The sequence below is a fragment of the Sphingobacterium sp. MAE genome, assembly GCF_056711605.1.
On sequence record NZ_CM160044.1, the window covers coordinates 2,912,643 to 2,936,979 of the forward strand.

The following is a 24,337-nucleotide window of genomic DNA, read 5'->3' on the forward strand; positions in this document are numbered from 1 at the left end:
ATGAAGCTAACAACTCAAATAATTAGTTTTGATGCTTTATAAGCACGTTATAATTTGAAATAAATTTGTTCTCAGAGAGAATTTTAGATGTTAAAATTATTTTCAACATTATTATGATTGATACTTTATCATAATTAAAACATTGTATTTCTAATTTTTGAGATTAATTTTTCCGTGTTTTGTAAAATATTTTTGCTTTTATAAATAATAAACACTAATTTCAAGTTATTAACTAATTAATTATTTCAAATTTAAACCAAGAAAAATGGAAACACTAAATTTTGATCAAATGGCATCTCTTGAGGGAGGTAGAAAGATGACTTATAGCTGCGGGCTTGCGTTAGCGGGAGCTGTAGTTGCAACGGCTGGATTTGCATTTGTAACAGGAGGTGCAGGCCTCATTGTTGCTTTAGTTGGAAAGGGGCTTGCAACGGCTTCGTTAATTGATTCGTGTTCTTAATAGCTAACGTTATGAATAAATTTTCTTATATTATTATCGCAGCATTTGCTGTAATAGAAATTACTTCAATAGTTCTATTTTCTATAGGAGAAATCAGTTCAAAAAATTTTTTAATATCTACTGCAGTATGTGTGACAGGAGTATTGGCACAGAAACTTAGCATAGATAAAAGAAACAAATTAAACAGTATTAAAGATTAGTTTTATCTACCTAATTTAGGAGTGGGATAAAATTATATTACTAAAATAGGGTGTTTGTATAAAACACCCTATTTTAAGATTTAATATCATAAAATGGATAAAATGGCCAAATTTATCCTGATTATAACCTTAAACAAATCTTTTTGAAAATCCTTAATATTTGAGTTCTATTTTACTTCAAATTAAACGTCAATGCATTCAATTTTAAAACAAAAAACTTGGGTACTTTTTCTGGCTCTCATAATTTTAAATCTTGGAACTTTTATTTCTTTATCGACTCTTGAATCAGATAATCTTTTTTATAATGAATTTGCCAACCAATTCTCTTCTGAGCAGATAAATGTGATTATTTCAAATAAAGAAAAGTATGGTTGGGTAGCTTATATATTTTTGCCCTTAATTTTAACATTAAAATTAGTGTTAATCTCTTGTAGTTTTTTCGTCGGGGTATTTTTTTTAAATATAAAAGCATCATTCACAAAAATCATTAAAGTAGTTATAGTTGCTGATTTTCTATTTATAATTCCTATTTTAATAAAATTGATATGGTTTTCCTTCTTTAATACCGAATATTCACTAAAGGACGTTCAATATTTTTATCCGTTATCGGTACTGAATCTAGTAGATTACAACTTAATTGATAAAGTATGGATATATCCATTTCAGCTAATTAATGTTTTTGAATTTCTGTATATATTTTTAATCGCTTATATTTTGAAAATGCAGTTTAAAATTGATTTTGATAAATCTTTAAGTGCTGTATTGTTGAGTTATGTTCCTGTTCTTTTTATGCTGATGGTTATCTCAGTATTTTTATCATTATTATATTAACAAAAATGAAGACTAGAAGAACACTGAAATTTATATTAGCTGGGTTTATAATTGCTTTTTTCATTGGTTTAATTGGATTTACCTTTATAGCAATAAATAACAATAAGAAAAAGGATATTAATAAAAAATATATCCCGGAATTTGCCTTTCAAAAGATAGATGGATCTTTATATACAAATGACTCCATTCCCAAAAACAAACCCATAATAATCTTATTTATAGATCCTGATTGTCACTTCTGCACTGATGAAATACAAGAGTTAATTCATGAAAAGAGCTATTTTAAATTGTTCACAATATTGATGGTAACTAATGCAGAAAATAATAGAATAAAAGAATTAGACGATCTTTTTTCTATATCAGCTGAATCGAATTTTATTCTTTTACAAGATGTTAAGTACGTTTTTTGGGAGCACTTTTCACCTAAATCAATCCCATACTCACTTTTTTATAATTCAGATCATGAATATATTAAAGATCATGTGGGAAAATTCGAAATAGAATTTATTAAAAAAATTTACCAGTAAGAATTCACAAACACATATGTTTAAAAAGAAGCTTGCATTTCTAAAAAAAATATCTTTATTACAACAAGATCAGAGTGATTGTGGAATTGCTGCGTTAGCATCTATTGTAAATTGGCATGGAGGAACTGTGGATAAGGAGTATCTAAGGCATTTAAGCGGGACTACTGTAAACGGAACTACTATGCTAGGGCTATATCAGGCTTCTCAAAAAATTGGGTTTGATGCAAAAGGTGTTAAAATGGATTTTGAACACCTTACTTATCAAGTCGAACCCACTATACTACTTGTCACAACTGAAAATAACTTTTTGCATTACATTGTATTTTATGAAAAAACGACTTCAAATGAATATATAATTTTAGATCCATCAATTGGTGTAAAAATAATTAGTCATTTAGACCTGGAAAAGTTGTGGACAAGTAAAATGGCATTGCTTGTATCACCTAATGATACCTTTGAATTGAGTGAAGGAAAAGTTAAAAGAAAATTTCAATCATTTGTTAATCTTTTGAGACCTGATTTATCAATTCTACTTGTCTGTATTGCCTTAGGTATTATTAGTTCATTATTAAGTCTGTCAAATGCTTTTTTTACTCAGAAGCTTATTGACGACTTTCTCCACAAAAAGAGTCTGGTAAAGTAATTATAGGTTTAATACTATTACTCATTATTTTATTATCCTGTTCATTTATTAATAGTATCAGAAGTCGATTTATTTTGGTTCAGAGTAAGAATTTTAATGAAAGAATTACAATACGTTTTTTTGAGAAACTGATTTATCTTCCCAAAACTTTTTTTGATAGTAGAAAACTAGGAGATTTATTGACCCGTTTAAGTGATACGCAGCGAATACAAAAAAACATAAATATTATTGGTGGAAATTTAATTATAGATCTTATAATTTGTATTCTTTCCATCGGTTGTTTATTTTTTTATTCTTGGCAAATTGGATTAATCTCCTTAATAACAATTCCATTATTTCTGATTATAGTAAATAGATTCTCTAGAAAAATAAATGCTGGATACCTTCAGGTTATGAATTCTAGCAGCATGGTGGAAAGTAATTATATAGATACACTTACAGGAATTGATGTAGTTAGAGAACATAACAAACAATCTTATTTTAAAGGTATTACAAATATACTTTTTACTGATTTTCAATTGAAACAGTTTAATTTGGGATTAATAAATATAAAATTTAATTTATATTCAGATGTTATTGGAGTATTTACCATTATATCGATAATTGCAGTAAGTTCATTTTTAATTATTAATAACGATCTTAAGATTGGTCAAATGATGGCCATTTTAACGTTATCAGGAGCCCTCTTACCATCAATTATGCGATTAGGGCAAATTAACACATATATTCAAGAAATTATCGTAGCACATAACAGAATGCTTGAATTAAATGTTTTTCATGACTCTATTACTACTGCTTCGCTGGATGATATATTTGAATTTAATCAACTAATTTTAGACCAGGTAAGTTTTAATTTTAATGGAAGCAAAACTTTATTTTCCAATGTTAATTTCTCTATAAAGAAAGGAGAAATAGCTTTTATTTTAGGAGATGTTGGTTCTGGTAAAACGGCTCTTTTTCAATTAATCCAAAAAAATTATAAGCCATCAGTTGGCCATGTTATTGTTAATAATAATTTGCTTGACAAAGTAAATCTATATAGTTGGCATAAAATTATAAGTAATGTACCCCAGGAAATTAAAATTTTTAATGGAACTGTTTTATATAACATTATTCTTGATGATGTATTAAAAGAGGGTGCAATCGATAGGCTACATTCTTTTTGTGAACTGTATGGCTTTGATAAATATTTTAGTAAATTTCCTCAAGGATATATGACGAATTTAGGTGAAGAAGGATTAAATATTTCCGGTGGACAAAAACAATTGGTAGGATTAGCTAGGGCAATATATTCAAACCCACAACTATTATTATTAGACGAGATTACCTCTTCAATGGATGAAACTACAGAAAGATTTGTTTTAGATCTACTAACTAAACTTAAAAAGACAATGGGTTTAGTTGTTATTTCTCATCGCATTGATAATACGAAAATAGCAGATAAAGTTTATTCGCTTAAACAAGGAGAATTATCGCTAATTTAGAAATATATAAAACCCTCTGTGAACTGGTGTTAAAATGTGGGATTCTTTGTATGGCAACCTGTTTTATGCAAAGCTTCTTTTATTACTAAACCGAAAGAGCACACTAGCGCTATGAGCAATTTGGGATTCGTTTTATTTACAACTACCAGTTTTAATCTCTATTATTAGTTATTAAGTCAGTATTATAATTCCAACCAAGATGAGAATAAAGAGCTTTAATCAAGTAATCTCATCTTGAGTAACTCCAACTCTCCTGCAATCATATCTGGCCACCTAGCAAAACCTGCTCTAATAATCTGCTCACCTTCGCTTATGGTTAATAAAAAGGGAGGTCATTTTGATCGCATTGACAAATAAAGAACTTAGAGACGAGAAAATTTAAAGCTCATTTTAATCATTTGTTTAAAGAAATTGAACAAGTAAATATGAAAAATAAATTTCCAAAAACCATATCATAAAACTATTGTTTATATTCACAAAAGAAACTCCGTTAATTTTAAGATACTGTTCTTTTATCACAAAAAACGGATTAGCCAATAGTAAAATCTTATCACCTCAAATGATGATCAGTAAGGTATTGAGTTTACTAATACATTTAAAGATGTATTAGTAAACAGTGAATAATAGATTTTAACCTATAAAAATTATGAAAAAAGTACTACTATTTTTATTAACCTTCAGCTTTATGGGGCAAAGCCGAGGACAGAATTCGGATGTTATACAGTATTATATTGCCTATGATGTATCGGGAAGTGTAGGTAGTATTGATATCACTAACAATCTACAAAATAGCCTATTGTATCTGTTAAACACGAGCAGCAAAGAAACAAGTATTAATCAGGGATCCTACAATAATGCAATTAGCTTTTCCCTCTATCCTTTCGGTGATCATCCTTCCAATCGAATAACATACAATGCCTTCACAAAAGGTAATACCGTATCCATAGCCGATATAATAGCTCAAACCAATAAAAATAGACTGCATAAATACAGCATGCTGGAAACAACATTAAGAAAAATAGATAGTGAGATTGATAACAATGTAAACAATACAGGGGTATTTATCTTTACGGATGGTATTTTTAATAAATCTGACATAAAGGATGCGAATGATTATATCAAAACAAAAATTGAGGTAGACAAACTTCTTTTAAAAATTAAAAAGAAAGTTGGAGTCGATAAGGTTTTCATAATTCAAACTTCAATGATGAGGCCAGACTTTCAGTTTGCAACAACTGTGTCTACTCCAAAAATAGAAAAAGACAGTGTGGCAATATCATCCAACTACTTCTGGATAGATTCGAGACAGAGTGTTTTAAGCAATAAATACAATTCATATTTGAGCCAATTCATACAATTGGCCAATGCGACTATATCTACTCCTCCTTACTTACCGCTCAACACCACTCAAGAAGTTGCGATCACTATTCAAGAAATATTAAGCATTAATACTAATACTGCTGAAAAAGCCTTGAATATGATTAGAAATCCGTCAAGCAAAAGTCAAAACAATGGTGAATTTTCGAAACTGTCCTCTCAAACCCAAAAGAAAATGAGTGCACTTCAATCAGAACTCAGCTATAACAAAACACAAGACTATATCAAAGCTTTCGAGAAGATTAAAGAAAATCTCAAAAAGGATGTACTACTCAAAAAAGACATTGAAGACATTAAAAAAAATCTAACTTTCCTATCTTTAAGCGGAACAAACAAGATCTCCCAAAATCGCCTGGATACAAATGATACATTATTCCTAAATGTCTTAAAAGAGATAATTAATGAATTGGGTTTTGATAATGAAATTGAAAAATTAAATACGAATACAAAAATAAACAATACAGAACCAATTAAGTTAGTACCTGCGTACCATCAAGCTGCCCCTACCGTGATTACTGAAACAGTCCGTCAAGCAAAGGATTGGGACAATTTTGAAAAAATGGCGATTGAAGCGACCGCAGACTACCTGATAAAGCGCTCCAAAATGGAAATTACATATACCTTTATCGAAAATATGCAGGACTATCTATTTACCGACAATAGCGATATAGAATTGCTATTTCCAAGTACGAAATATTTTGTAGACCAAAAGAATAAGACCTACGATATATTAGCATTACAGGATGCTGTAAAGAAAGATATTATGGCAATACCTTCCAATATTTTGAAACATCCAAAATTTGTAGATAATGAAAGATTATATTCTTTCTGGGTTCTTATGCAATTGAACAATACCCTGATGGAGCGTGGAAACTTAGAAGATAGTTTCTCAAAATTGAGTGAAAAATTTAAGAATGCAATTGAAAAGCCGACAAAAAATAGTGAAGATGATTTGTTAAATAAAATAAAGCAAACCCCTACTGGCAAAGCTTTATTAATGTCCATAAGGTTAATTGATTATTTAAATAAAAATGATTTTGCTACCACCTACCAAGACTTAGACCAAGCTAAATTAGAAGAACTATCCAAGATGCTTGTAGCGTGAATATTCCGCACCATACTACACCACTGTTCCGCTTCAAAGTGCACCAGTTATTACGCTCCAAAGTACACCACTTTTGATGGTTATTTAGGGGTTGTTTGATGGGTACTGTCGTTTAAGATATTTTCTTCGACAACTGCCATTCCGACACAAAGTACACCAATTATTCCGCAGCAAAGTACACCACTGGATATTTTGAGAAAAAAAGATTGCTAAGTTAGGTATCAGTTAGATTCCTAAGATATGGCAAACAAACCTCTAAGTATGCAAAAGATAAAACAGCTATTACTTTTTATGGAACGTGGGTTTTCACAACGTTCCATTGAAAAAGAAACAGGTATCAATAGACGTACAATTGCCGGATATATGAAACGGTTTTCCGCATGTGGAATGAGTATCCAAGAACTGCTTCTATTTGATGACAGTGAGCTATATGCATACCTTAATGCCGATAAGAAAGAGCTAAATAAAGATCCCCGACAATTGCACCTGGAGTCACTCTACGAATACCTGACTTCTGAACTTCGCCGTGTGGGCGTCACCCGGCAGCTTCTATGGCAGGAGTACATTGCAGAATATCCCGATGGCTTTGGGTATTCAAGATTCTGTGAACTGCTGCAGGAACACATCCGTAAACGTAGTGCCACCATGCATTTCGAACATGATCCAGGAAAGCTCTTAGAGGTGGACTTTGCAGGAGATAAACTGCATTATATTGATAGCATTAGCGGTGAACCCGTCGAATGTCCCGTATTTGTCGCCGTTTTACCTTTTAGTGGTTATAGCTACGTTGAAGCCCTGCCTAATGCTTCTTTACCGCAAGTTGTACGTGCACTGAACAATGCTCTGAGCTATTTCGGAGGTGTACCTCTTTCGGTAAAATCAGACAACATGAAGCAATGGGTAATCCGTAGCAACCGTTACGAGCCAACATTTGCAAATATGCTGGAACAGTGGGCAAACCATAACAGTATTGCGCTATTGGCAGCACGTCCAGCAAAGCCAAAAGACAAACCATCCGTGGAAGGTGGAGTAAGGACAACCTATCTCCGCGTGTACGCACCCTTAAGAAATGAAACTTACACAAGCCTCTTTTCGCTAAACGGTGCAATCCGGGAAAAGCTCAATGAACACCACGAAAAAAACTTCCAGCGTAAAAGCTTCAGCAGAAAAGAACGCTTTGAAGGTCAGGAAAAGCTCTGTTAAAGCCTCTACCGGAAACAAGATATATTATTAAGTATTATACAAAGGGAAAGATACAGAGCAACTACCATATTGTACTGGGTGAGGATTGGCATTTCTATAGCGTACCTTATCGCTATATAGGCAGTAAGGTTACTGTCATCTACTGTACGGATATTGTTGAGATATACAGCGATAACAAGCGTATTGCTCTACATAAACGTAGCTATAAAAAACATGGGTATACGACTGTTGCGGAACATCGTCCCCCGAACCACCAACATATGTACGACAGTTCATTATGGAATCCGGAGGATTACATTACAAAAGCAGAAAAATATGGAACTGCAACCGTGGAATACTTTCAGAAGGTCATGGACAGTAAACTGGTCATAGATCAGTCCTATCAATCCTGTCAGGGGCTTCTGCGCTTAGCTTCACTTTACCCAGATCGCATAGAGAATGCCTGCCGAAGGGCTTTGAAAGGACATCGTTTCAACTATATGGTCATCAAAAATATTATTGACAATAAGATGGATCTGCTGGAAAACGACAATAACAGAAAATCACAGTACAGTATTCCCGCGCATGAAAACATCAGAGGTGCGGATGAGTACAGATAAAAAAAGAAACATATGAATATAGATCAGACAATCGAACAGCTGAGATCGCTACGTTTGGCCGGGATGGCCAAACGTTATGAAGCGGTCGCTTTTTTACCTGTACATGAGCTACAGGACATCCATGAACTGCTTGGCTCAATGGTACATGCAGAAGTTGAATACCGAGAACATGGAAGAACACAAAAATATCTAAAAGCCAGTCGCTTGAGATATAATGCACTACCTGAGGAGATACTCTGCAGTTCTGAGCGAGGGATAACCCGAGAAATGATCCTCAGGTTATCTGACGGAACATTCATACAGAGAGGAGAAAATGTCCTGATAACCGGTTCAACAGGATCGGGCAAAAGCTTTCTGGCATGTGCGCTTGGAAGATCTGCCTGCTTGCTTGGTTACAGAACGCTATACTTTGGAATGAACCGATTCATGGATACGGTAGTTCAGACAAGATTAGATGGAACCTACCTGAAATGGATAAAGGGTATTGCAAATCAAAAACTACTCATACTGGATGACTTCGGGCTTAAGTCTATCGATGCAGACACTAGACTTGCACTTCTGGACCTTTTGGAAGACAGGTACGGTAACAGCTCTGTAATTATTACATCACAGCTACCAGTCGAGGCTTGGTACAACTTTATAGATGAACCAACTCTTGCGGATGCTATAATGGACAGATTGACAGCTTCATCTCACAGGCTACCGTTACAGGGCAAGTCTTTAAGAAAGAAAAAAAATAACTAAGTTTGAAAAAGTTAATATAAATCCAGTGGCATAAGGCTCGAATTATTGGTCTTTAAAACTGGTGCACTTTCACTCGGAATGGGTGGTGTACTTTCTCCGGAATATTTATAGCGCTTGCTATAGATACAGATAATGTAAATAGAATTGTCAGCTTAAAAGAAATTCAAAAGGAAATCGGAGGTATATATCAAAATTATATGATGGCAAAAAGTCAGATTAAGGCTTTGCAGAACTTAATGAAGCAACCACCGACAGCAGATTTTGAAGGGTATCGTTCATATCAAATGGATTTACTGATGGATGTACTGAAACTTACAGCATCTATATTAACCTCCGGTTCTGAAATGATACGGTATATAGAGATGGAGAATGCATTAAATCAATCAGATTCAACAAGTTATCGATATTCAGAAAAAATGAAATTGCTAAAAGATTTGATGAATAATATTGATTTTAACACATATCAATCAAAATTTCAGGAACTTCAGAAACGTAAAGATTTGTTTGATTCAAGAACATGGAGTTTTCTTGAAAAATTAAAATCAGAAAAAATAAAGGATCACAGTAATCAATCGATCGCCTCAGTAAAGAAAAAAATAGAACAAGTAATTAATCTTCAAGCAGCCGCGAGAAGTCAAGAATTAATTAATTTTTTAAACTATGGAATTGATGCTTGGTTTCAATTAAAAGAACAGAATTATGCAAAAGCTATGTTCACACTTTCGGAGGTAATTGTAGCAAACTATCAAGGAATGAATAAAACTTTGTCATTATTTTTAGTTACTTCAGGGGAAATCGCCACGGCTAAGTCTGCAGATGAGATAAGTGGTATCATTGCTCGGCATACCCTACCTGTAGCAAGTCACAAAATGAAGAAAAACAGTAGCAAATCAACGATGCTTACTGCCTATGTAGGTTGGTCATATGCTTTGTATAATAAGGAAAATACTGTTAAAGATAAATGGGGGCTTCCAATAATGGCTGTTATAGGTCCTGAATGGTCACTAGGGATAAATAAGAAAGGATCTTTTTCAATAATGGCAACTTTATTAGACTTAGGAAATATTATACAGTTTAAATTAGGGAATGACTCCGCGGCTAATAATGACATTTCATTAGCACGTATTTTTTCTCCAGGAGCCTTAATAAGTTATTCCCCTTTGTCAAAATGGCCCGTAGCATTTACAGGATCATATATGTTTAATCCTGGCCGGTTTCAACTAGGAGTCACACTTGATATGCCAATACTGGGATTTTGGAAAAAAGACTAATAGTATATCATCTTCGTACCAGATTTATAGCGAACTAACAATAATTTTGATAAAATTTATAAATACAATCTAAGATATCTGAAATCAAATAAAAAAATAACCATTAAAAAAATAAGAAACATGAATCTATCTATAAAATCAGATATACAAAAATTTCTATTAGGATTTGAAAAAGCCCAGGAAGTTTTAAATAATCCAACTTTTTGGAAAGCTATCGCGTCACATCCAGGATTTGATAATACAAAGCTTTCACCAGATGAGATAGCAACGCTTTTACAACAAACCAGTCATCAGATTACTCTTGAAGATTGGAAACCTACAGAATTGGAGGCCTTCACGAAATATAGAAAAACGAATGCAAAAACTGTAAATAAAGAATTGATCCACCTCAATGTGAGAAAATCTGCAAGATCGATACAGCAAATAGCTGGAACAATTATTCACGAAGGTATTCACGCAGTTGACCTGGCACATCCTGATAAAACATTTGGCCATGCAGGAAATAGTCGAACAGGTAATGAAAATACAGCACCTTATTGGATAGGCGATTTGGTAATTAATATATTAAAAGGAACATACGAACCCAGCAAATCCTTTAAATATTTTTTAACGGAAGAGGATTAACAGTTAAAGTGTGGGATTTACAGACATCTTTTCATTTATTTAACTGACAGTCAATCCAATAATTCTAACCTCTAATTCGTTCTTTATTTGGACCTTACAGATCACCAACGTCTCCCATAAGGAAGTTTTATTTTATAAAGCAGTAATTACCTGCATCGGTGTGCGGCCATATAAAGAACTGTGAGATCTTAACCAATTATAATGAAATTGCGATAGCAGGTTTGGCAGGTAGGGATCTTTGATATCAACTGTGGAATAAAATTCGTCAAGATCGGTTCGTTGTGTTCGTTCAACCTTTCCATTGAGATACGGAGACCCAGGTTTGATGGCCGAAATTTAATGCCCCATTCCATGTATCTACCCTGAACTGAATAAGCAAAAAACTCTTGTACTCTATCAGTTTGAATGCGCTGATTCGCAAACGGCATCTCTTCCATCAATTTAAAACTTCAAGGCGCTGGTAGTTGTACGCCTAGAAAATAATTGCAGCAATGTAAATCTACTGCAATCTTCTATGGCCATGTATTGAATAAATGCCTAGAGCTGTTGTACAGAGGTCAATTTGTAAGCGATCCCCCGGTATTGGTTGGTTATCGTGTGTTTGCTTTTTACGATAGTAACGTTTGAGCTTGTAATACAGTTTATTATTCTTTTTGAGAATTTTATGAACACTTGCAGTCGAGATTGAGGACTCATATAATCATTTTATCTCACTGGCTATATTACGATGCCCTAAATTGCGATTTGTTCTTAAAGCAAGAATTCGATCTTCGTCTTCTTTTGTTATTTTGTAACGCATTTTACAAGGTCTTCTACTAAGTTCACGTACGCTATCAATACCAGATTCTTAATATCTTTAAACCATTTCGTCGGACTAGTTATACAATACGTTAAACATACAATCTCTGCATTACCAGCTGTCTCATAAAGCTTTACCCATCCAAGAGGCTTTTTTACCTCATCTTTCATTACTGTTACTTTATGTTACAATGTGGTATAACTGGTAGTTCCATTATCATTTTAATATAAAGTTATTGACACGATCTGTATGAATCACAAAAATTATTGAATTAATTCATGGCCTCTAATTGTTTTCCAGCATAAGTTCCATATGCTTTTCCAGACACCTCTCCCAATTTATAGTAATCAGCTAAAACTTTAAGAGTTAACGTAATATCGTCTTCATTTTCAATAAATAACTTGCCATCTTTCAATTTTAAAATTTCACCATACTTCTTACAAATTTTTTGCATTTTTTTAATTGTTTTTGTATCGAGAACTCTATAATTGCCAATTTTCGTAAGTCTAACTAGCTTTTTATGAATTGATGGATTTACATCTATTTGCTTAGAAATAATCTCAAGTCCTTCAATCATTGTCGTTGAAGCCAATTCCGTAACAACTTCCATTGCTTGAATCTTATACTCTTCTTCTAGTCCAATAATTTGTTCAAATTGGGTTTTCTTCGCTATATAAAACGTATCTTCAAAATATATGCAATCAATTTGCTTATCAAGATTAACGGTCTCTCCTTCAATTAATTCTAGCTTTTGACTTTTTGAATTAAAAATCGTTCTAATTGTTTTTTGCAGTTTACTTTTCTTATTATTATCTTTCTCGTCTATTGCGACCTTGGCAGCAAGTATTTTTCTGAAGGTATAAACCCACTCATCTTCGCCATTATAGAAACCAACACAGTAAGCCCATAATTCTTCATTCACAAGAATCTCCTCTAAACTTTTAATTTTAGGTGGATTATTATTTAACTGATTATTAACTACATCATAAAATGACATAGCTTTGTTATTCATTTGATAAGTAAACAACTGAGCGCTATCGTCTGTAATAACATCATATTCATGCAATTCTGTTTTCTTTTTAACAAGGCCATTTAATTGATCTTTTGTCAAAGTGTGTAGATGTTCTCTGATTTGATCATTGACATCAATTTGGTAAACTTTGAAAACATATTTATCCATTACTTTACTCGATGATTTCACATCTGGTTTTAACAATCTTGTGATGAAGTAAAGGATAGTGTTATCCTGACTTAAATTTTCTATTTTTTCTAGAAGTTCTTCGATAATCATTATTTTGAATTATTAGTGGTTGAGAAATATAGTTTATGTCCAATTTCGTAAAGTTTTACTTTACAATCGTCTTGTAAACATTTATCTCTTGAAATAATTAATCCGTTTCTTTTTTTGCCATTTTGAGCTATGTATTCAATTTCATATATACCAAACCTAAAGCTCAAAAGTGGATTGATTAAAAGTAAAGATGAATTAATGTATATACGATAAATTATTAAAAGCAAAAAAATAACTGAGGCACATTCATACCAACCATCAAAACTTTGAAATAAGAAAGGAATAAGGTATGTAGCAATGTATCCAATTGATTCACTATTTTTATTTTTCACATCAGTAACTGTGACAGGATTTCCATTTTTTGCAACTTCCTCAATATTCGCTAACGTTTTCCAGTAACCAAATGCTCCTACAAAAGAGAAGACTATCAACACTGCTGATAACCCAAATTTCGCTCCGAATAATCTAAAAGATTCCCAAGAAATCTCGGTCCAGTTGAGATACTCACTATTTAAAGATATTTGCCGCACAATAAGTAACAAAAACAAAGGTAAATACGATGATACAAAAAGAGAAAACTGAGCAATACCATGCAAACTATCATTTTCTTTTTTCTTAGCTTTTGTACTCATTTTTTTATAATTTATCTTCCGTTGGATTTCAACATCCTATCTAGCCAGCTCTTCCATTAAAGCTACCTTGAATAAAACGCTCAATAGCGCACGAAGATATCATTAGTGAATGGACATTGTATACGGGAAACCGTAAATACAATACCTACAGAATGTTATTTGCAACGCAAGCTGATTTTCCAATAATGTATTTCCTCCTATAATTCGATACACTTCATCTACCATTTGATTAACCTGGTTCTATTTAAATTATAAAGTCGTTTATAATAAATCAATTGATCTACATAAATAAAGATCTACGGATTAAAAAAGCGCTCAAAATCAATCATGAATAAAGTCCTTTAAAGATTTAACCCTGTTAATCATTAATGCAATAAATATGGTTGATCCTTCTAAGTGAAATGGTTAACTCCTTCTTCTCCCTATACGACACAAATGCTGCGTATAAAAAAACTAGATTCTTGGCTTAATATTTTATTCTCAAAATCAACCACAATATTACGTGAAAATTAAACATTTGAAAATAAAAAGTAAAATAATTCTATTTCCCATTAAATCTCATCAATAACTGCTAACCTCCGATTAATCAATTTCTGCACAGCTTCAGGTTTTAATTCCTCAGCACCGAAGCCTCGCTTATCTCTGGTACAAGAGCTACATGCTGTAGCATCCAGCTTGTTGCTGTAGCCACATAAACATTTCCATACTTCTTTGCCCGATGAAAACATGCCTTTTGACTCTTTAACGATAACTACTTCTGGAAATAGCTGTACCAAGCCCTCTCCTCTCCATTTATATAGATAGGCAATATCTTGAGCGGAATACCAGTCTTTGTCTAAGGAAAGTACCTTCAATGCTGCATTTTTTGCCAATAAAGATCCTGCTAACAGTTTTGCCACTTGATCGTAATCGATCAGATTGGAACTGCTGATAGCTTTGCAAATGATCTTAAACTGCGCACCGGTCAAATCATCGGACAGCAACTGTCCATAGAGTATGGCTATAGCTTGATCTTTGTCCAGGAAATCAAAATAACGGAAGAGCGTGGCTTGACGATCTATAAATACTTGATCCTCCCCTGTTTCATTCATTGCTTTGAATAGCAGGGGTACAAATTCGGTCAATCGGGATGTGGCTATAAACTCGGCTGTAGCATTGGTCATCGCATAGATACCGGTATAACGTTCTATAATCAAGCTTGCTTTGACTTTGTTCTTAATAACTGATCCATCGATATCTCCACCTACTGCTTCTGCGTGTATATGTTTGATTTCATTGAGCAATACAGGAGTACCAATAGCGGTAATCATAAACATCTGCGTTCCTTTGCCCGAGAGCTCATCAATATGGACGCTGAAGCCTATAACGGCATCTGCCCGATAGCTCCGTGCATTTTGCTTTAAAGACTCCACGACGCTCTTATATAGCTCCTGTAGTTTGTTTTCATAATTGCGGGAGCGTCCACCGAAGAGGTCTACGAAGCTGGCTCCTATTTCACTCAAAGCATTGGCTCCAATAACAGCTGTTGCTGATATGGGATCAAAATAACGCAGGACTTGTCTCCCTTCGATGGTATGGGTACTGGTAACGATCATGGTGTATGATGAATACTGTTTTAAAAGCTCGAAAATAAAGCATCAGTTTGATTAAAAAATACGGGAAGCCGTAAGGATGGTAATAAACAAATAATTTTCACAGCATAATGCTGTAATATAGATAATTAATGTTTTTTTTATTATCTTTGTGATAGTATGAAAAAACAAGAAATTAAAAAGCAAGTGATTATAACTTCAGTATCTCAAATGATTGCTGATAAGGAAGCTGTGCGTTCATACATAAAAGGTAAAACAACACTTCAAGAACTGGATAAGAAAGGTATCAAGTTTGCAAAACCATTATAATTACGTTTTCGATAATATTACAAATACGTATAACTTTGTAACAAGAAATTCTATTTTATACAGGGTTGCGTTTGTGGTGGATGAAACTTTTTCAGCAATATCTGGAGAGACCATTCCCAACATGTTGCAATTAGTTGTGGAAAAAGCAACTGAAACTGTTGAATCTTACGATGCTAAAGTTTCTAAGACAATAGAAGACATTGTCGGAAAATTTTTCCAAACGGTTGAAAATTCGTTAATATATATCTGTTCTGATGATGACAAAAAATCCAAATTGCGTCATGACATCTTTGATAGATGGTACAAAAATTCTCCATATCATCATGCTATAATAAAACTTGACAATATAATTAGTTTCAATTTAGGGGACCAAGAAACCCAAAAACTTTATACATCGATGATGTTTCATAGAGATAATAGCAATTCTAAAAAGATAATCCATATTTATACTCAGATATCAAGTGCATTGCTTGATGAAAAATAATTTTGCATCGAAGACTCATAGGATTTCCTAATCTACCAATAACCTACCAATCAATATAATACAAAAAATATTCATTATTCATAATTGGATTTACACAACATTTTAATGTCCCTCCGGCACCATAATATTTGCATTGTTAAAACACCAATCTATTCCTCAGGTACTGCATCTAAATTGCTATTACATCGGTCCGATTGTAATAACCATAAATAATCAGCATGCCTTTGCCCAAGCGTTAATCAATATGGACACTGAAGCCTATAACGGCATCTGCCCGATAGCTACGTGCATTTTGCTTTAAAGACTCCACTACGCTCTTATATAGCTCCTGTAATTTGTTTTCATAATTGCGGGAGCGCCCACCGAAGAGGTCTACGAAGCTCGCTCCGATCTCACTCAGAGCATTGGCTCCAATAACAGCTGTTGCTGATATGGGATCAAAATAACGCAGGACTTCTCTCCCCTCGATGGTATGGGTACTGGTAACGATCATGGTGTATGATGAATACTGTTTTAAAATCCCGAAAATAAAGCATCGGTTTGATTAGTGGATACGGTAAACCGTAAGGAGGGTGTTAAACCTATAAAGCCATTCTGGGCAAAATGGCTTTATAGGTTTTTTTTATGAACTATATAATTAATTTTAGTTTTTCGATCTCGTCGATGGTAAGGCCTGTACCTTTTGCAATATCGGCAATAGGTAAGCCCATTTTCTTGAACTCTAAAGCAATGGCAATTGATTCTTCTCGTTTGCCTCTTTCAATTCCTTTTTCTATTCCAGACTGAATTCCTTTTTCTCTTTCTTGTCGTTTGATTGTTTCTATTACACCCATTTGGATTGTGCCTCCTGTCACTTTATAAATGTATTGATCAAAGTTACTATTTATTTCTTTATCTCGTATAAAAAGAAAACTCTTTAAAAAAACTAAAAAGCTCATTATACGATCTTTACTATACTTATTGGTCTCTACGCTGCTCTGCGAGCTCCTGCTCTGGGATCTTATCTTCATCTAAAGCTTTCTGGCATGCCAAAACAATATACGCAAATATATTGTCCATATCAAGTAGCTGTGATTCGTCATGATCAAAAATTTGATAGCTCAAATACTGAAAGCGTAATGACGTACGGAAAACTGCAAAATGGTATTCATCAGTACATGGCTGTGAACGCCCTCCAGTAAAAACAGCAATGGTCTCCACAGGAACACGATAACGGTCTAGTAGTCTGTAAAAATATTGAAAGATACGATGTGAGAAATCGGAATCATGTCCGCCTTCGATTTCGGTATTCACTAAAATCCACTTCTCGCTTCCGTCTTTTAAATAAACCTTGACCAGAAGGTCTGCCACACGCTTCCCTTTTTTACGCTCACGATAGGGAATGATCTCCAACAATTCTTTATCCATGAAAGTCAATCCACGCCCGAGATCAAAGGTAGCATCGGCATCTGGATACATAAACCGCAAAAAATCAGGAAAATTATCCTCAAAAATGGCTTTCAAAAGCTCATCATTCTTCTTGGCTGGCTTTAAACGTATTGAATCTCATAACGGTCTATCAATTGGTTAACAGAAATAAAGATACAAATAAAAACTAAATATATTAGCATTTGTTTTATTAAACCATTGGATCTTTCTATAAATGTCTTGTAGCCACAACAGGGGCAAGCAAACTTTTCTGTTACCATATTTTCCACCAAGGTTTTTTATTCTCAAAATGAATAAAACTTCCACCCGTCAAAGTTTTTGTGTCAAGGTCATACTGAAGCTCAATCCATTCGTGAGCATCATTCATTGGATAAAACGCTAATCCCGATACTAAATTATTTTCAACTTTAATTTCTGCTAATCCATCCCAAGAAATTCGTTCTGTATTCCATTGTGTTCCATCTTGCTCAAAAATTGTGGGGTCGATCTGGTCTTGAAATACATATCTATTTTTACTTGCTTTCAAAATATCGCAATAGCCAACTCCGAAAACGTCGATAGGTTTTGTGTCGTTGGGATTCATTATGTAACAAGTGCCACGAGCAATTACTAACAAGTTTTGAGTTTTTTCAAGTTCTATAATTTCTGCAAAGTCTGCCCAAGCTGGTTGAAAGTTCGCTACCCATTCTGTGCCGTCATTTTTATAGAAACGAACAGGAAAACCTTCGGAATAAGATGGTTCTCCACTTTCTGTTACTGACACATACATTGGTCCATAAACTGGCAAAGATGCCAATACTTCATATGCCTTTTTTGTCGTCATTCAGTTTTTTGTAGTGTAATACCTGCAATCAAGCATATTTTCAAAACTTTTTTGTTATTTCCTCCAAATCATAATTACCTTACCAGTTATTTCTTTTTGAGAACCACTTCAAGTTCAAATATTGCATTTTCCTTTATAATTGGGTCATCAACTTTTGTTAACAACTTTAACTTTTGAACTGCTTCAGGTGTATTAACTGCACTTAATGCCCATATACATTTTTTTGCTATAGCTCTCATTTCATCGTAATCAGGAACGTCAAGAGCAACTTCATATAATTTGTTCACACTTTGAGGGTCTTTAATTAATTCAAGAACGGTTATAATGTCCTCTTCAGAAATGTGCCATTTCTCATCTAAAAGTTGTAGCAAAATATCTGTATAATCGCTGTCTGCTCCATCACTACAAAGAACTGCTAAGGTATTAGCTAATCCCTTTTCATCTTTATTTGCAACATTGTTTTTCAGTAAAGAAAGTGTTTCTTTTTTAAACTGTAAATGTCGCCCCTCAGGGAACTTATCCCAATAATTATCGAAATAATTATCCCTATTAAATAGTCCTTTATAAAATTTCCAAAAATCAAACATTACTTAATTACTTTAAAGCTATTATTCAAATTATTAAAATGTAAATCCTAATTCAAGCTGGTGACCTAACAATATTACTTCTTTTTTATTAGACTTTCACTTTTCTTAATATGGACTCTCCGTTGCCACAATAAATGACTCTGCAATAAGCAAAATGATATTTTTTTCCAAAAGTAATTTCATAGTAAAGCCCAATAATAAAACAACTGGTAAGATAGCATCATATATTTCTTAATTTTCATCCCTTTACGATATATAGACATCAATTTAAGTTATATATTTTTGATGTTTACATTTCTGCTCGAATTTTCAAATAGTACAATGGTCTTTTGGTTTATTTGTTTTAAAAATTAACTGATCAATTAAATAGCTATTAAGGATTCCTCCTCTAACAATTACATTGATTTAAAATTAGTTAAGTTACAAAACCACGAAATTTACAACCACGAAATTTACAACTACACAATTGATTAATTATCTATCCCTATTGTATAATACAAAAAAAACACTATCTTCACCATTAATTATAACACCAAAAATCAACAACTATTTAACAAAAGTATTACAATAATTAATTAGACAAATTTAGATTATGATATATAGATTTTTTAAACTTCTCGCATTACTATTTTTACTTTACTCTTGTAAGAACACAGAAACCTTTGAGGGCAAATTAGATGATGAAATTATATTAGCATTTGATAATGTGAATAAAGCATCAATTAAAAGAGATATTAGTTATTTGCCCAGATGGCAAGATCAGATTGAATTTGAAGGTAGTTTTTATATTCCATTAAATACTGATAAAATACTGTCATCATTTACTTCTGACAGTGTTAAATATTCTCTGAATGATAAAATTTGGTTAAAGGCAAATAAGCATGGTGATAACTGGAAATTTAAAATATTGACTATTTTACCTAATAATATTGATAACAGGAGGCAATCTGGTATATTTATGTATGAAGATTGGATGGATGGAAAATTGAGTTACGATGGTTACATTGATAATAAATTGCTTAACGATGTCAAGTATGAAAAAAAACTAAGAGCTTCTAATAGTCCTCAAAAAGTTGCTGAGGTAGGCTCGATTATGAATTGTCGGATGGTAACAAGTGAAGTTTGTGCGGGTAGTGCAGACTATGAATACTGTAGGACGAGACATTAAATGCTATGTGGTAAATCTGAGCTCGATCCTGAGGGTGGCGGTGGATCAAATGGCGGCGGATCCGGTGGCGGTGGATCAGGTGGAAATGGGAATGTTCCTCCTCTTATTCCTCCTGCAACGGACAAAAATCAAGAAATAATAGATGCTTTAGATGGATACCCATGTGCTCAGGCAGTTTTAGAAAAATTACCCAATTTGGAAAACAAAATTTCTAAGTGGTTGAATGACGCATTTAATAATAATCAAAAGTTTACAATTACATTTTCAGCAGACGATAGTTTGAGCGGAACTTTTACTGATGGTTATCATAGTTCGTACGGAAATAGGATAAGACAAACTCATAATATAAAGTTAAATCCTGACATTCTTAAAAATTCATCTCAGGAGTATATTGCTGCAACAATGTATCATGAAGTATTACATGGATTTTTAAATTATGAAAAAACTAAATTATTTGATGAGGGAAGATTAGACCAATTTGGAATTTTATACCCTGGATGGACATCAAGTACTATTGGAGGGCAGGAAAAATTTGCTCAAAACCATTCTAGCTTAGCTACAGAATTGGAAAATTTAGCTCAAGCAATTAAATCATTTAACCCCAACTTAAGTGATTATGATGCGATGGCTATTGCAAAAGGGGGCATAGTAATAAATTTGAATCAAATTGAAAAATATATAAATAAAAATCATAGAGAAGGGAAAGCTGGAACTCGATGCAAGTAATAAAAAGCATTTTTATTTTTGAGCTTTGCTTCTTAATATAAGAAAAAATAATGATGATAAAACAATTATTGAATTTTGAGAAAGTGAGAATTTTATTATTTCTGCTTTATCTCTCTGTATGTTTCCAAAGCCTTGGACAAACAAAATACTTTATTTCGGAAAGCGCAAGTAATGATTTTGAATTATCAGAATTTACGTTAAACACACAATCGCTATACAAGATAAATAAGAAAGTAACATTATTTAATTTGATTAGAAAAGAAGACACCTTGATAGGTGAAGAAAGAAAATTGAATGGGCAATTAGATTACAATATCATATTATTTTCAGTATTACCCAATCTCTCCGGAAAAGAAGATTGGGAAAAAATCGATATTGATACCATTGAATCTTCAATCATTACATTTGATAATTTAGAAAAACTTCATACAAAAAATACCTTATCATACTTTAATAATGTTGTTAAGGAAACAACAAAATACTTCAATAATTATAAAATCATAGTAAAAAAGGGAAATGATTACTATGCACCAAAATTTTGTTTATTACAATTTTATTCTGTCATAAATCGACCATCTGCTTTCACAAATGTGTATGGAACGATTAACACCGAAGATTCAAGATACAGCATTGTTGAATTTGAAAAAGTATTTAAAGAAACCTATCCTCAGCTAGATTTCCCACTATATAGAATAGGAGAAGATCCTTTTTCTTTTATGGATTGGACAAGGGACAGAAGGGAATATTTTTCTAAAAAACTTATTTTAAACAAAAATATAAATTGTTATCAGTTTTGGACCTATATAGACTGGACAAAACACTCATTCCAATTTGACTTTGAACGTGGTATTGATCGTTTTGTTTATCTACCTGGTAAGGGAATTATAGGTGGTTCCTTTGACTTCTATTTCTATTTTCACAGAAAGAAGCTATCGATTGAATACAAAGATTTCCTCCAAAATATAAAGGAAGAAAAAGTTATGATCGCAGATAGTTATAAATAAAAAATTAATCACCTTCATTTGAAACCTTAGGAGGTTTCTGTGAGGGTGATTATTATAGATAATTAATAAATCAATCAGCATAATGCGACTTCGCTAGGAATGAGCGGGGCACTTTCTGTAGAATATTCAGTTGGGTTGATAATATATTTTTTCTAATCCATATATAAAAAAACCAGTCCAACATCCATATGGTCAAAATGTGAATAGATTTCTACATCGGTGATTATTTTCTTTATATCAGCATCAGATAATTGTTTGGACAAATCCTTAACACTCGAAACCAACAAGCTTATATCTTCCTTTATATCTACGCTTAAAAAGACATTCATGGTGTCTTTTAGAACTGAAGCTATCAGAACTTAAGTGAGCTAAAAGGTACTAATTATTAGAACGATATCGGATTAAATTCTTAACTTAAAAATTAGAGAAACATTAAAATAATGAAATATTTAATTTATCCTCGGATCTATCCAAAACAGGTCACGGAGTTGCAGTAGTTCTTCTATGTCCATCAAGTTATAAACCAGTGAAGTTGCTAACTTAGTCGGCAGTGTAAGTTAAGAACAATAAATATCTTAATTTTGAAACGATGACTAAAATCCGTAAAAAATATGATCGCACCTTTAAAGAACGTGCAGTTGAGTTGAGCAAAGACCGGAAAAACATTTCTGAGCTAGCCCGTGAATTAGGAGTATCAGCAGCCCAATTATATAAATGGCGTAAAGAATCAGAAGATTTCGGATCAGGCAGCTTCCCTGGCAATGGAAATATCAAACAGACACCAGAGCAGGAGCGTATAAGTGCCTTAGAGAAAAAGCTTAAAGATTCAGAGCTTGAACTTGAGATATTAAAAAAGGCCATAGGCATCTTTTATTCATAATTGTCTGTTTTTAATTGTATTCATGATTGCTTCGCAGTTCCAAGAACGATCAGTAATATATAAGTTTATCAGCCTGCATCAGCAAATATATCCGATTGAAAAGATGTGTAAGGTTATGGGAGTTGGTTCCAGAAGTTATTATGCTTGGAAAAATGACTCTAAACCCGCTGGTGGCTCTAAAGTTGGCATTCTTGAAGAGAAGATAAAAACTATTTACTTCAATAAAAAGCAGCGTTATGGCAGTCCTAGGATAGCTGCTGAATTATTGGATAATGGTGTGAAAGCCTCAAGGATTACAGTCGCTAAATATATGAGAAAGATGGGGCTACGCAGTAAAATAGGCAAGAAGTTTAAAGTGACAACAGATTCAAAACATTCCCATAAAATAATGAAAAATGTATTAGATCGTAATTTCACCCCTTCGGAACCATCAAAAGTTTGGGTCTCGGATATTACTTATATCCACACCAAAGAAGGCTTCTTATACCTAACCACAGTCCTTGATTTATATGACCGTAAATGTATTGGATGGAGTGTCAGTGAAACAATGAAGACTGAAGAAACTTCGTTGGCAGCATGGAAAATGGCAATCAAGAACCGCAAATTGTTTCCTGGTCTGATCTTTCATTCAGATCGTGGAGTACAATATGCCTGCGAAAAATTCAGCAATACAGTAGATTCTTATAAAATCGTAACTAGAAGTATGAGTCGAAAAGGTGATTGTTGGGACAATGCAGTTGCAGAGAGTTTTTTTAAAACATTAAAATCAGAGCAAATATATGGGAACAAATTGGTGTCAAAAGAGCAAATGAGGACAGATTTGTTCGAATACATAGAAGTATGGTACAATAGAGAGCGTCGACATTCTGCACTAGGAAACCTTACCATAGAGCAATTCAATAACAAAAAACAAAATCTTAAAAAAACTGCTTAACTAGTACTGCCGATTTTATTTGCAAGTCCACCATACCTATTTTTTTTGGTGAAATACCTACATATCTTTTAAAGTATCTGCAAAATGAAATTCATTACCGCTTTCAATAATTGATAAATTTGATATGGTATCTAGATATTGATCAAAATGATAAATTGCTTACATGGAAAAATGGAAAGATCCTATATGCTCACACGATTAACGATTTGCTCCAGTTACTTAAGGATAATGATAAAAGCTTTAATCCTCCTATTAATTTAGCACAATGGCTACTTAACATGAAGGATTTATTAACATCGGAAGCTATCATTTACTCGCCCAATCGAATAATGAAAGGTTTTGCAAAACAAGATATTCCAGATGATATATTAGAAGATTATGTAAATCTCATTAACGTAATTGGTGATTTAGCTTATCAGGAGAAACAGTATGTAGAGCTCCTATCATTACACGATAGTCCAGTGCTAAAAATGGTTTGGAATTACTACAATTATCATTATCGATTCAAATCAAAAAAGAACGAAGAATTAGGGTTCGAAAGAAATAAATTTAAAATTGCCTTAAAACAACTAGTTCAAAAGTTTGAGGAGTACCTTTGAATTGTTTAAATTA

General features: G+C 33.1%; 29 protein-coding genes and 1 pseudogene. 21 read left to right on the forward strand and 9 right to left on the reverse strand.

Annotation, left to right across the window (positions count from 1 at the left end):
* Positions 1-265 precede the first annotated feature (265 nt).
* From AC06G9_RS12415 to AC06G9_RS12475, 13 genes and pseudogenes are all read left to right on the forward strand, one after another.
* Positions 266-460: a hypothetical protein gene (locus AC06G9_RS12415; protein WP_260949360.1), complete on the forward strand. Its 195-nt coding sequence runs from the start codon at positions 266-268 to the stop codon at positions 458-460.
* 11 nt (positions 461-471) lie between these two features.
* A complete protein-coding gene (locus AC06G9_RS12420) occupies positions 472-660 on the forward strand; it encodes a hypothetical protein (protein WP_260949358.1) in 189 nt (62 codons plus the stop codon).
* A 192-nt stretch (positions 661-852) separates the two neighbouring features.
* Complete coding sequence (locus AC06G9_RS12425) at positions 853-1,491, forward strand: hypothetical protein (RefSeq protein WP_480956354.1); 639 nt, start codon at positions 853-855, stop codon at positions 1,489-1,491.
* A gap of 5 nt (positions 1,492-1,496) precedes the next feature.
* Positions 1,497-2,018, forward strand: coding sequence for a TlpA family protein disulfide reductase (locus tag AC06G9_RS12430; RefSeq protein WP_480956355.1), 522 nt, complete (start codon positions 1,497-1,499; stop codon positions 2,016-2,018).
* A gap of 16 nt (positions 2,019-2,034) precedes the next feature.
* Positions 2,035-2,661, forward strand: a complete 627-nt coding sequence (locus tag AC06G9_RS12435; protein WP_480956356.1) for a cysteine peptidase family C39 domain-containing protein — start codon at positions 2,035-2,037, stop codon at positions 2,659-2,661.
* A 26-nt stretch (positions 2,662-2,687) separates the two neighbouring features.
* Positions 2,688-4,145 carry an ABC transporter transmembrane domain-containing protein gene (locus AC06G9_RS12440; protein ID WP_480958182.1) on the forward strand — a complete coding sequence of 486 codons (1,458 nt, stop codon included), beginning with the start codon at positions 2,688-2,690 and terminating at the stop codon, positions 4,143-4,145.
* Between the two features lie 646 nt (positions 4,146-4,791).
* Positions 4,792-6,627, forward strand: a complete 1,836-nt coding sequence (locus AC06G9_RS12445) for a hypothetical protein (protein ID WP_480956357.1) — start codon at positions 4,792-4,794, stop codon at positions 6,625-6,627.
* Between the two features lie 240 nt (positions 6,628-6,867).
* Positions 6,868-7,830 (forward strand): IS21 family transposase, encoded by a 963-nt coding sequence (istA, locus tag AC06G9_RS12450; RefSeq protein ID WP_480956358.1) that lies wholly within the window; start codon positions 6,868-6,870, stop codon positions 7,828-7,830.
* Positions 7,824-8,045 (forward strand): annotated as a pseudogene (locus AC06G9_RS12455) (Mu transposase domain-containing protein); the annotation flags it as partial. The gene istA and the pseudogene AC06G9_RS12455, both read left to right, overlap by 7 nt.
* 45 nt (positions 8,046-8,090) lie before the next feature.
* Entirely contained in the window at positions 8,091-8,429 is a 339-nt protein-coding gene (locus AC06G9_RS12460; RefSeq protein ID WP_480956359.1) for a hypothetical protein, read from the forward strand.
* 12 nt (positions 8,430-8,441) lie between these two features.
* A complete protein-coding gene (gene istB, locus AC06G9_RS12465; RefSeq protein ID WP_108159660.1) occupies positions 8,442-9,173 on the forward strand; it encodes an IS21-like element helper ATPase IstB in 732 nt (243 codons plus the stop codon).
* A 197-nt stretch (positions 9,174-9,370) separates the two neighbouring features.
* Positions 9,371-10,444 (forward strand): hypothetical protein, encoded by a 1,074-nt coding sequence (locus tag AC06G9_RS12470; RefSeq protein WP_480956360.1) that lies wholly within the window; start codon positions 9,371-9,373, stop codon positions 10,442-10,444.
* A 120-nt stretch (positions 10,445-10,564) separates the two neighbouring features.
* A complete protein-coding gene (locus AC06G9_RS12475) occupies positions 10,565-11,068 on the forward strand; it encodes a hypothetical protein (RefSeq protein ID WP_480956361.1) in 504 nt (167 codons plus the stop codon).
* Between the two features lie 132 nt (positions 11,069-11,200).
* Here the strand turns inward: AC06G9_RS12475 and AC06G9_RS12480 are convergent, their stop codons facing one another.
* The 4 genes from AC06G9_RS12480 to AC06G9_RS12495 form a co-directional block, all read right to left on the reverse strand.
* Entirely contained in the window at positions 11,201-11,404 is a 204-nt protein-coding gene (locus AC06G9_RS12480) for an integrase core domain-containing protein (protein ID WP_480958183.1), read from the reverse strand.
* Positions 11,405-12,138: 734 nt separating this feature from the next.
* Positions 12,139-13,158, reverse strand: coding sequence for a Kiwa anti-phage protein KwaB-like domain-containing protein (locus AC06G9_RS12485; protein WP_480956362.1), 1,020 nt, complete (start codon positions 13,156-13,158; stop codon positions 12,139-12,141).
* A complete protein-coding gene (locus AC06G9_RS12490) occupies positions 13,158-13,790 on the reverse strand; it encodes a hypothetical protein (RefSeq protein WP_480956363.1) in 633 nt (210 codons plus the stop codon). The genes AC06G9_RS12485 and AC06G9_RS12490 overlap by 1 nt, the downstream gene beginning before the upstream one ends.
* Positions 13,791-14,341: 551 nt before the next feature.
* Entirely contained in the window at positions 14,342-15,385 is a 1,044-nt protein-coding gene (locus tag AC06G9_RS12495; RefSeq protein ID WP_480956364.1) for a heavy metal-binding domain-containing protein, read from the reverse strand.
* A 156-nt stretch (positions 15,386-15,541) separates the two neighbouring features.
* On the opposite strand from AC06G9_RS12495, the gene AC06G9_RS12500 reads away from it, so the two are divergent.
* Positions 15,542-15,691 (forward strand): hypothetical protein, encoded by a 150-nt coding sequence (locus AC06G9_RS12500; protein WP_293925616.1) that lies wholly within the window; start codon positions 15,542-15,544, stop codon positions 15,689-15,691.
* Complete coding sequence (locus AC06G9_RS12505) at positions 15,675-16,175, forward strand: DUF6169 family protein (protein WP_480956365.1); 501 nt, start codon at positions 15,675-15,677, stop codon at positions 16,173-16,175. Before AC06G9_RS12500 ends, AC06G9_RS12505 begins: the two co-directional genes overlap by 17 nt.
* A 235-nt stretch (positions 16,176-16,410) precedes the next feature.
* Here the strand turns inward: AC06G9_RS12505 and AC06G9_RS12510 are convergent, their stop codons facing one another.
* From AC06G9_RS12510 to AC06G9_RS12530, 5 genes are all read right to left on the reverse strand, one after another.
* Positions 16,411-16,668, reverse strand: a complete 258-nt coding sequence (locus AC06G9_RS12510; protein WP_480956366.1) for a heavy metal-binding domain-containing protein — start codon at positions 16,666-16,668, stop codon at positions 16,411-16,413.
* Positions 16,669-16,804: 136 nt separating this feature from the next.
* Positions 16,805-17,113, reverse strand: coding sequence for a hypothetical protein (locus tag AC06G9_RS12515; RefSeq protein ID WP_480956367.1), 309 nt, complete (start codon positions 17,111-17,113; stop codon positions 16,805-16,807).
* Between the two features lie 19 nt (positions 17,114-17,132).
* Positions 17,133-17,678: an RpnC/YadD family protein gene (locus AC06G9_RS12520; protein ID WP_480956368.1), complete on the reverse strand. Its 546-nt coding sequence runs from the start codon at positions 17,676-17,678 to the stop codon at positions 17,133-17,135.
* Between the two features lie 178 nt (positions 17,679-17,856).
* Positions 17,857-18,426, reverse strand: a complete 570-nt coding sequence (locus tag AC06G9_RS12525) for a hypothetical protein (RefSeq protein WP_480956369.1) — start codon at positions 18,424-18,426, stop codon at positions 17,857-17,859.
* Positions 18,427-18,512: 86 nt separating this feature from the next.
* The gene (locus tag AC06G9_RS12530; protein WP_480956370.1) at positions 18,513-19,013 is read right to left on the reverse strand and encodes a HEAT repeat domain-containing protein; all 501 of its coding nucleotides are present in this window, start codon (positions 19,011-19,013) and stop codon (positions 18,513-18,515) included.
* 706 nt (positions 19,014-19,719) lie between these two features.
* On the opposite strand from AC06G9_RS12530, the gene AC06G9_RS12535 reads away from it, so the two are divergent.
* The 6 genes from AC06G9_RS12535 (at position 19,720) to AC06G9_RS12560 (ending at position 24,324) form a co-directional block, all read left to right on the forward strand.
* The gene (locus AC06G9_RS12535; RefSeq protein WP_480956371.1) at positions 19,720-20,181 is read left to right on the forward strand and encodes a hypothetical protein; all 462 of its coding nucleotides are present in this window, start codon (positions 19,720-19,722) and stop codon (positions 20,179-20,181) included.
* Positions 20,182-20,907 carry a hypothetical protein gene (locus AC06G9_RS12540; protein WP_480956372.1) on the forward strand — a complete coding sequence of 242 codons (726 nt, stop codon included), beginning with the start codon at positions 20,182-20,184 and terminating at the stop codon, positions 20,905-20,907. It begins immediately after the preceding gene.
* A gap of 50 nt (positions 20,908-20,957) precedes the next feature.
* On the forward strand, positions 20,958-21,911 hold the full coding sequence (locus AC06G9_RS12545; protein WP_480956373.1) for a hypothetical protein: 954 nt from the start codon (positions 20,958-20,960) through the stop codon (positions 21,909-21,911).
* A 589-nt stretch (positions 21,912-22,500) separates the two neighbouring features.
* Positions 22,501-22,791, forward strand: coding sequence for a transposase (locus AC06G9_RS12550; RefSeq protein WP_281047355.1), 291 nt, complete (start codon positions 22,501-22,503; stop codon positions 22,789-22,791).
* A 22-nt stretch (positions 22,792-22,813) separates the two neighbouring features.
* Entirely contained in the window at positions 22,814-23,725 is a 912-nt protein-coding gene (locus AC06G9_RS12555) for an IS3 family transposase (protein ID WP_480956374.1), read from the forward strand.
* A 278-nt stretch (positions 23,726-24,003) separates the two neighbouring features.
* Positions 24,004-24,324: a hypothetical protein gene (locus AC06G9_RS12560; protein WP_480956375.1), complete on the forward strand. Its 321-nt coding sequence runs from the start codon at positions 24,004-24,006 to the stop codon at positions 24,322-24,324.
* Positions 24,325-24,337 lie beyond the last annotated feature (13 nt).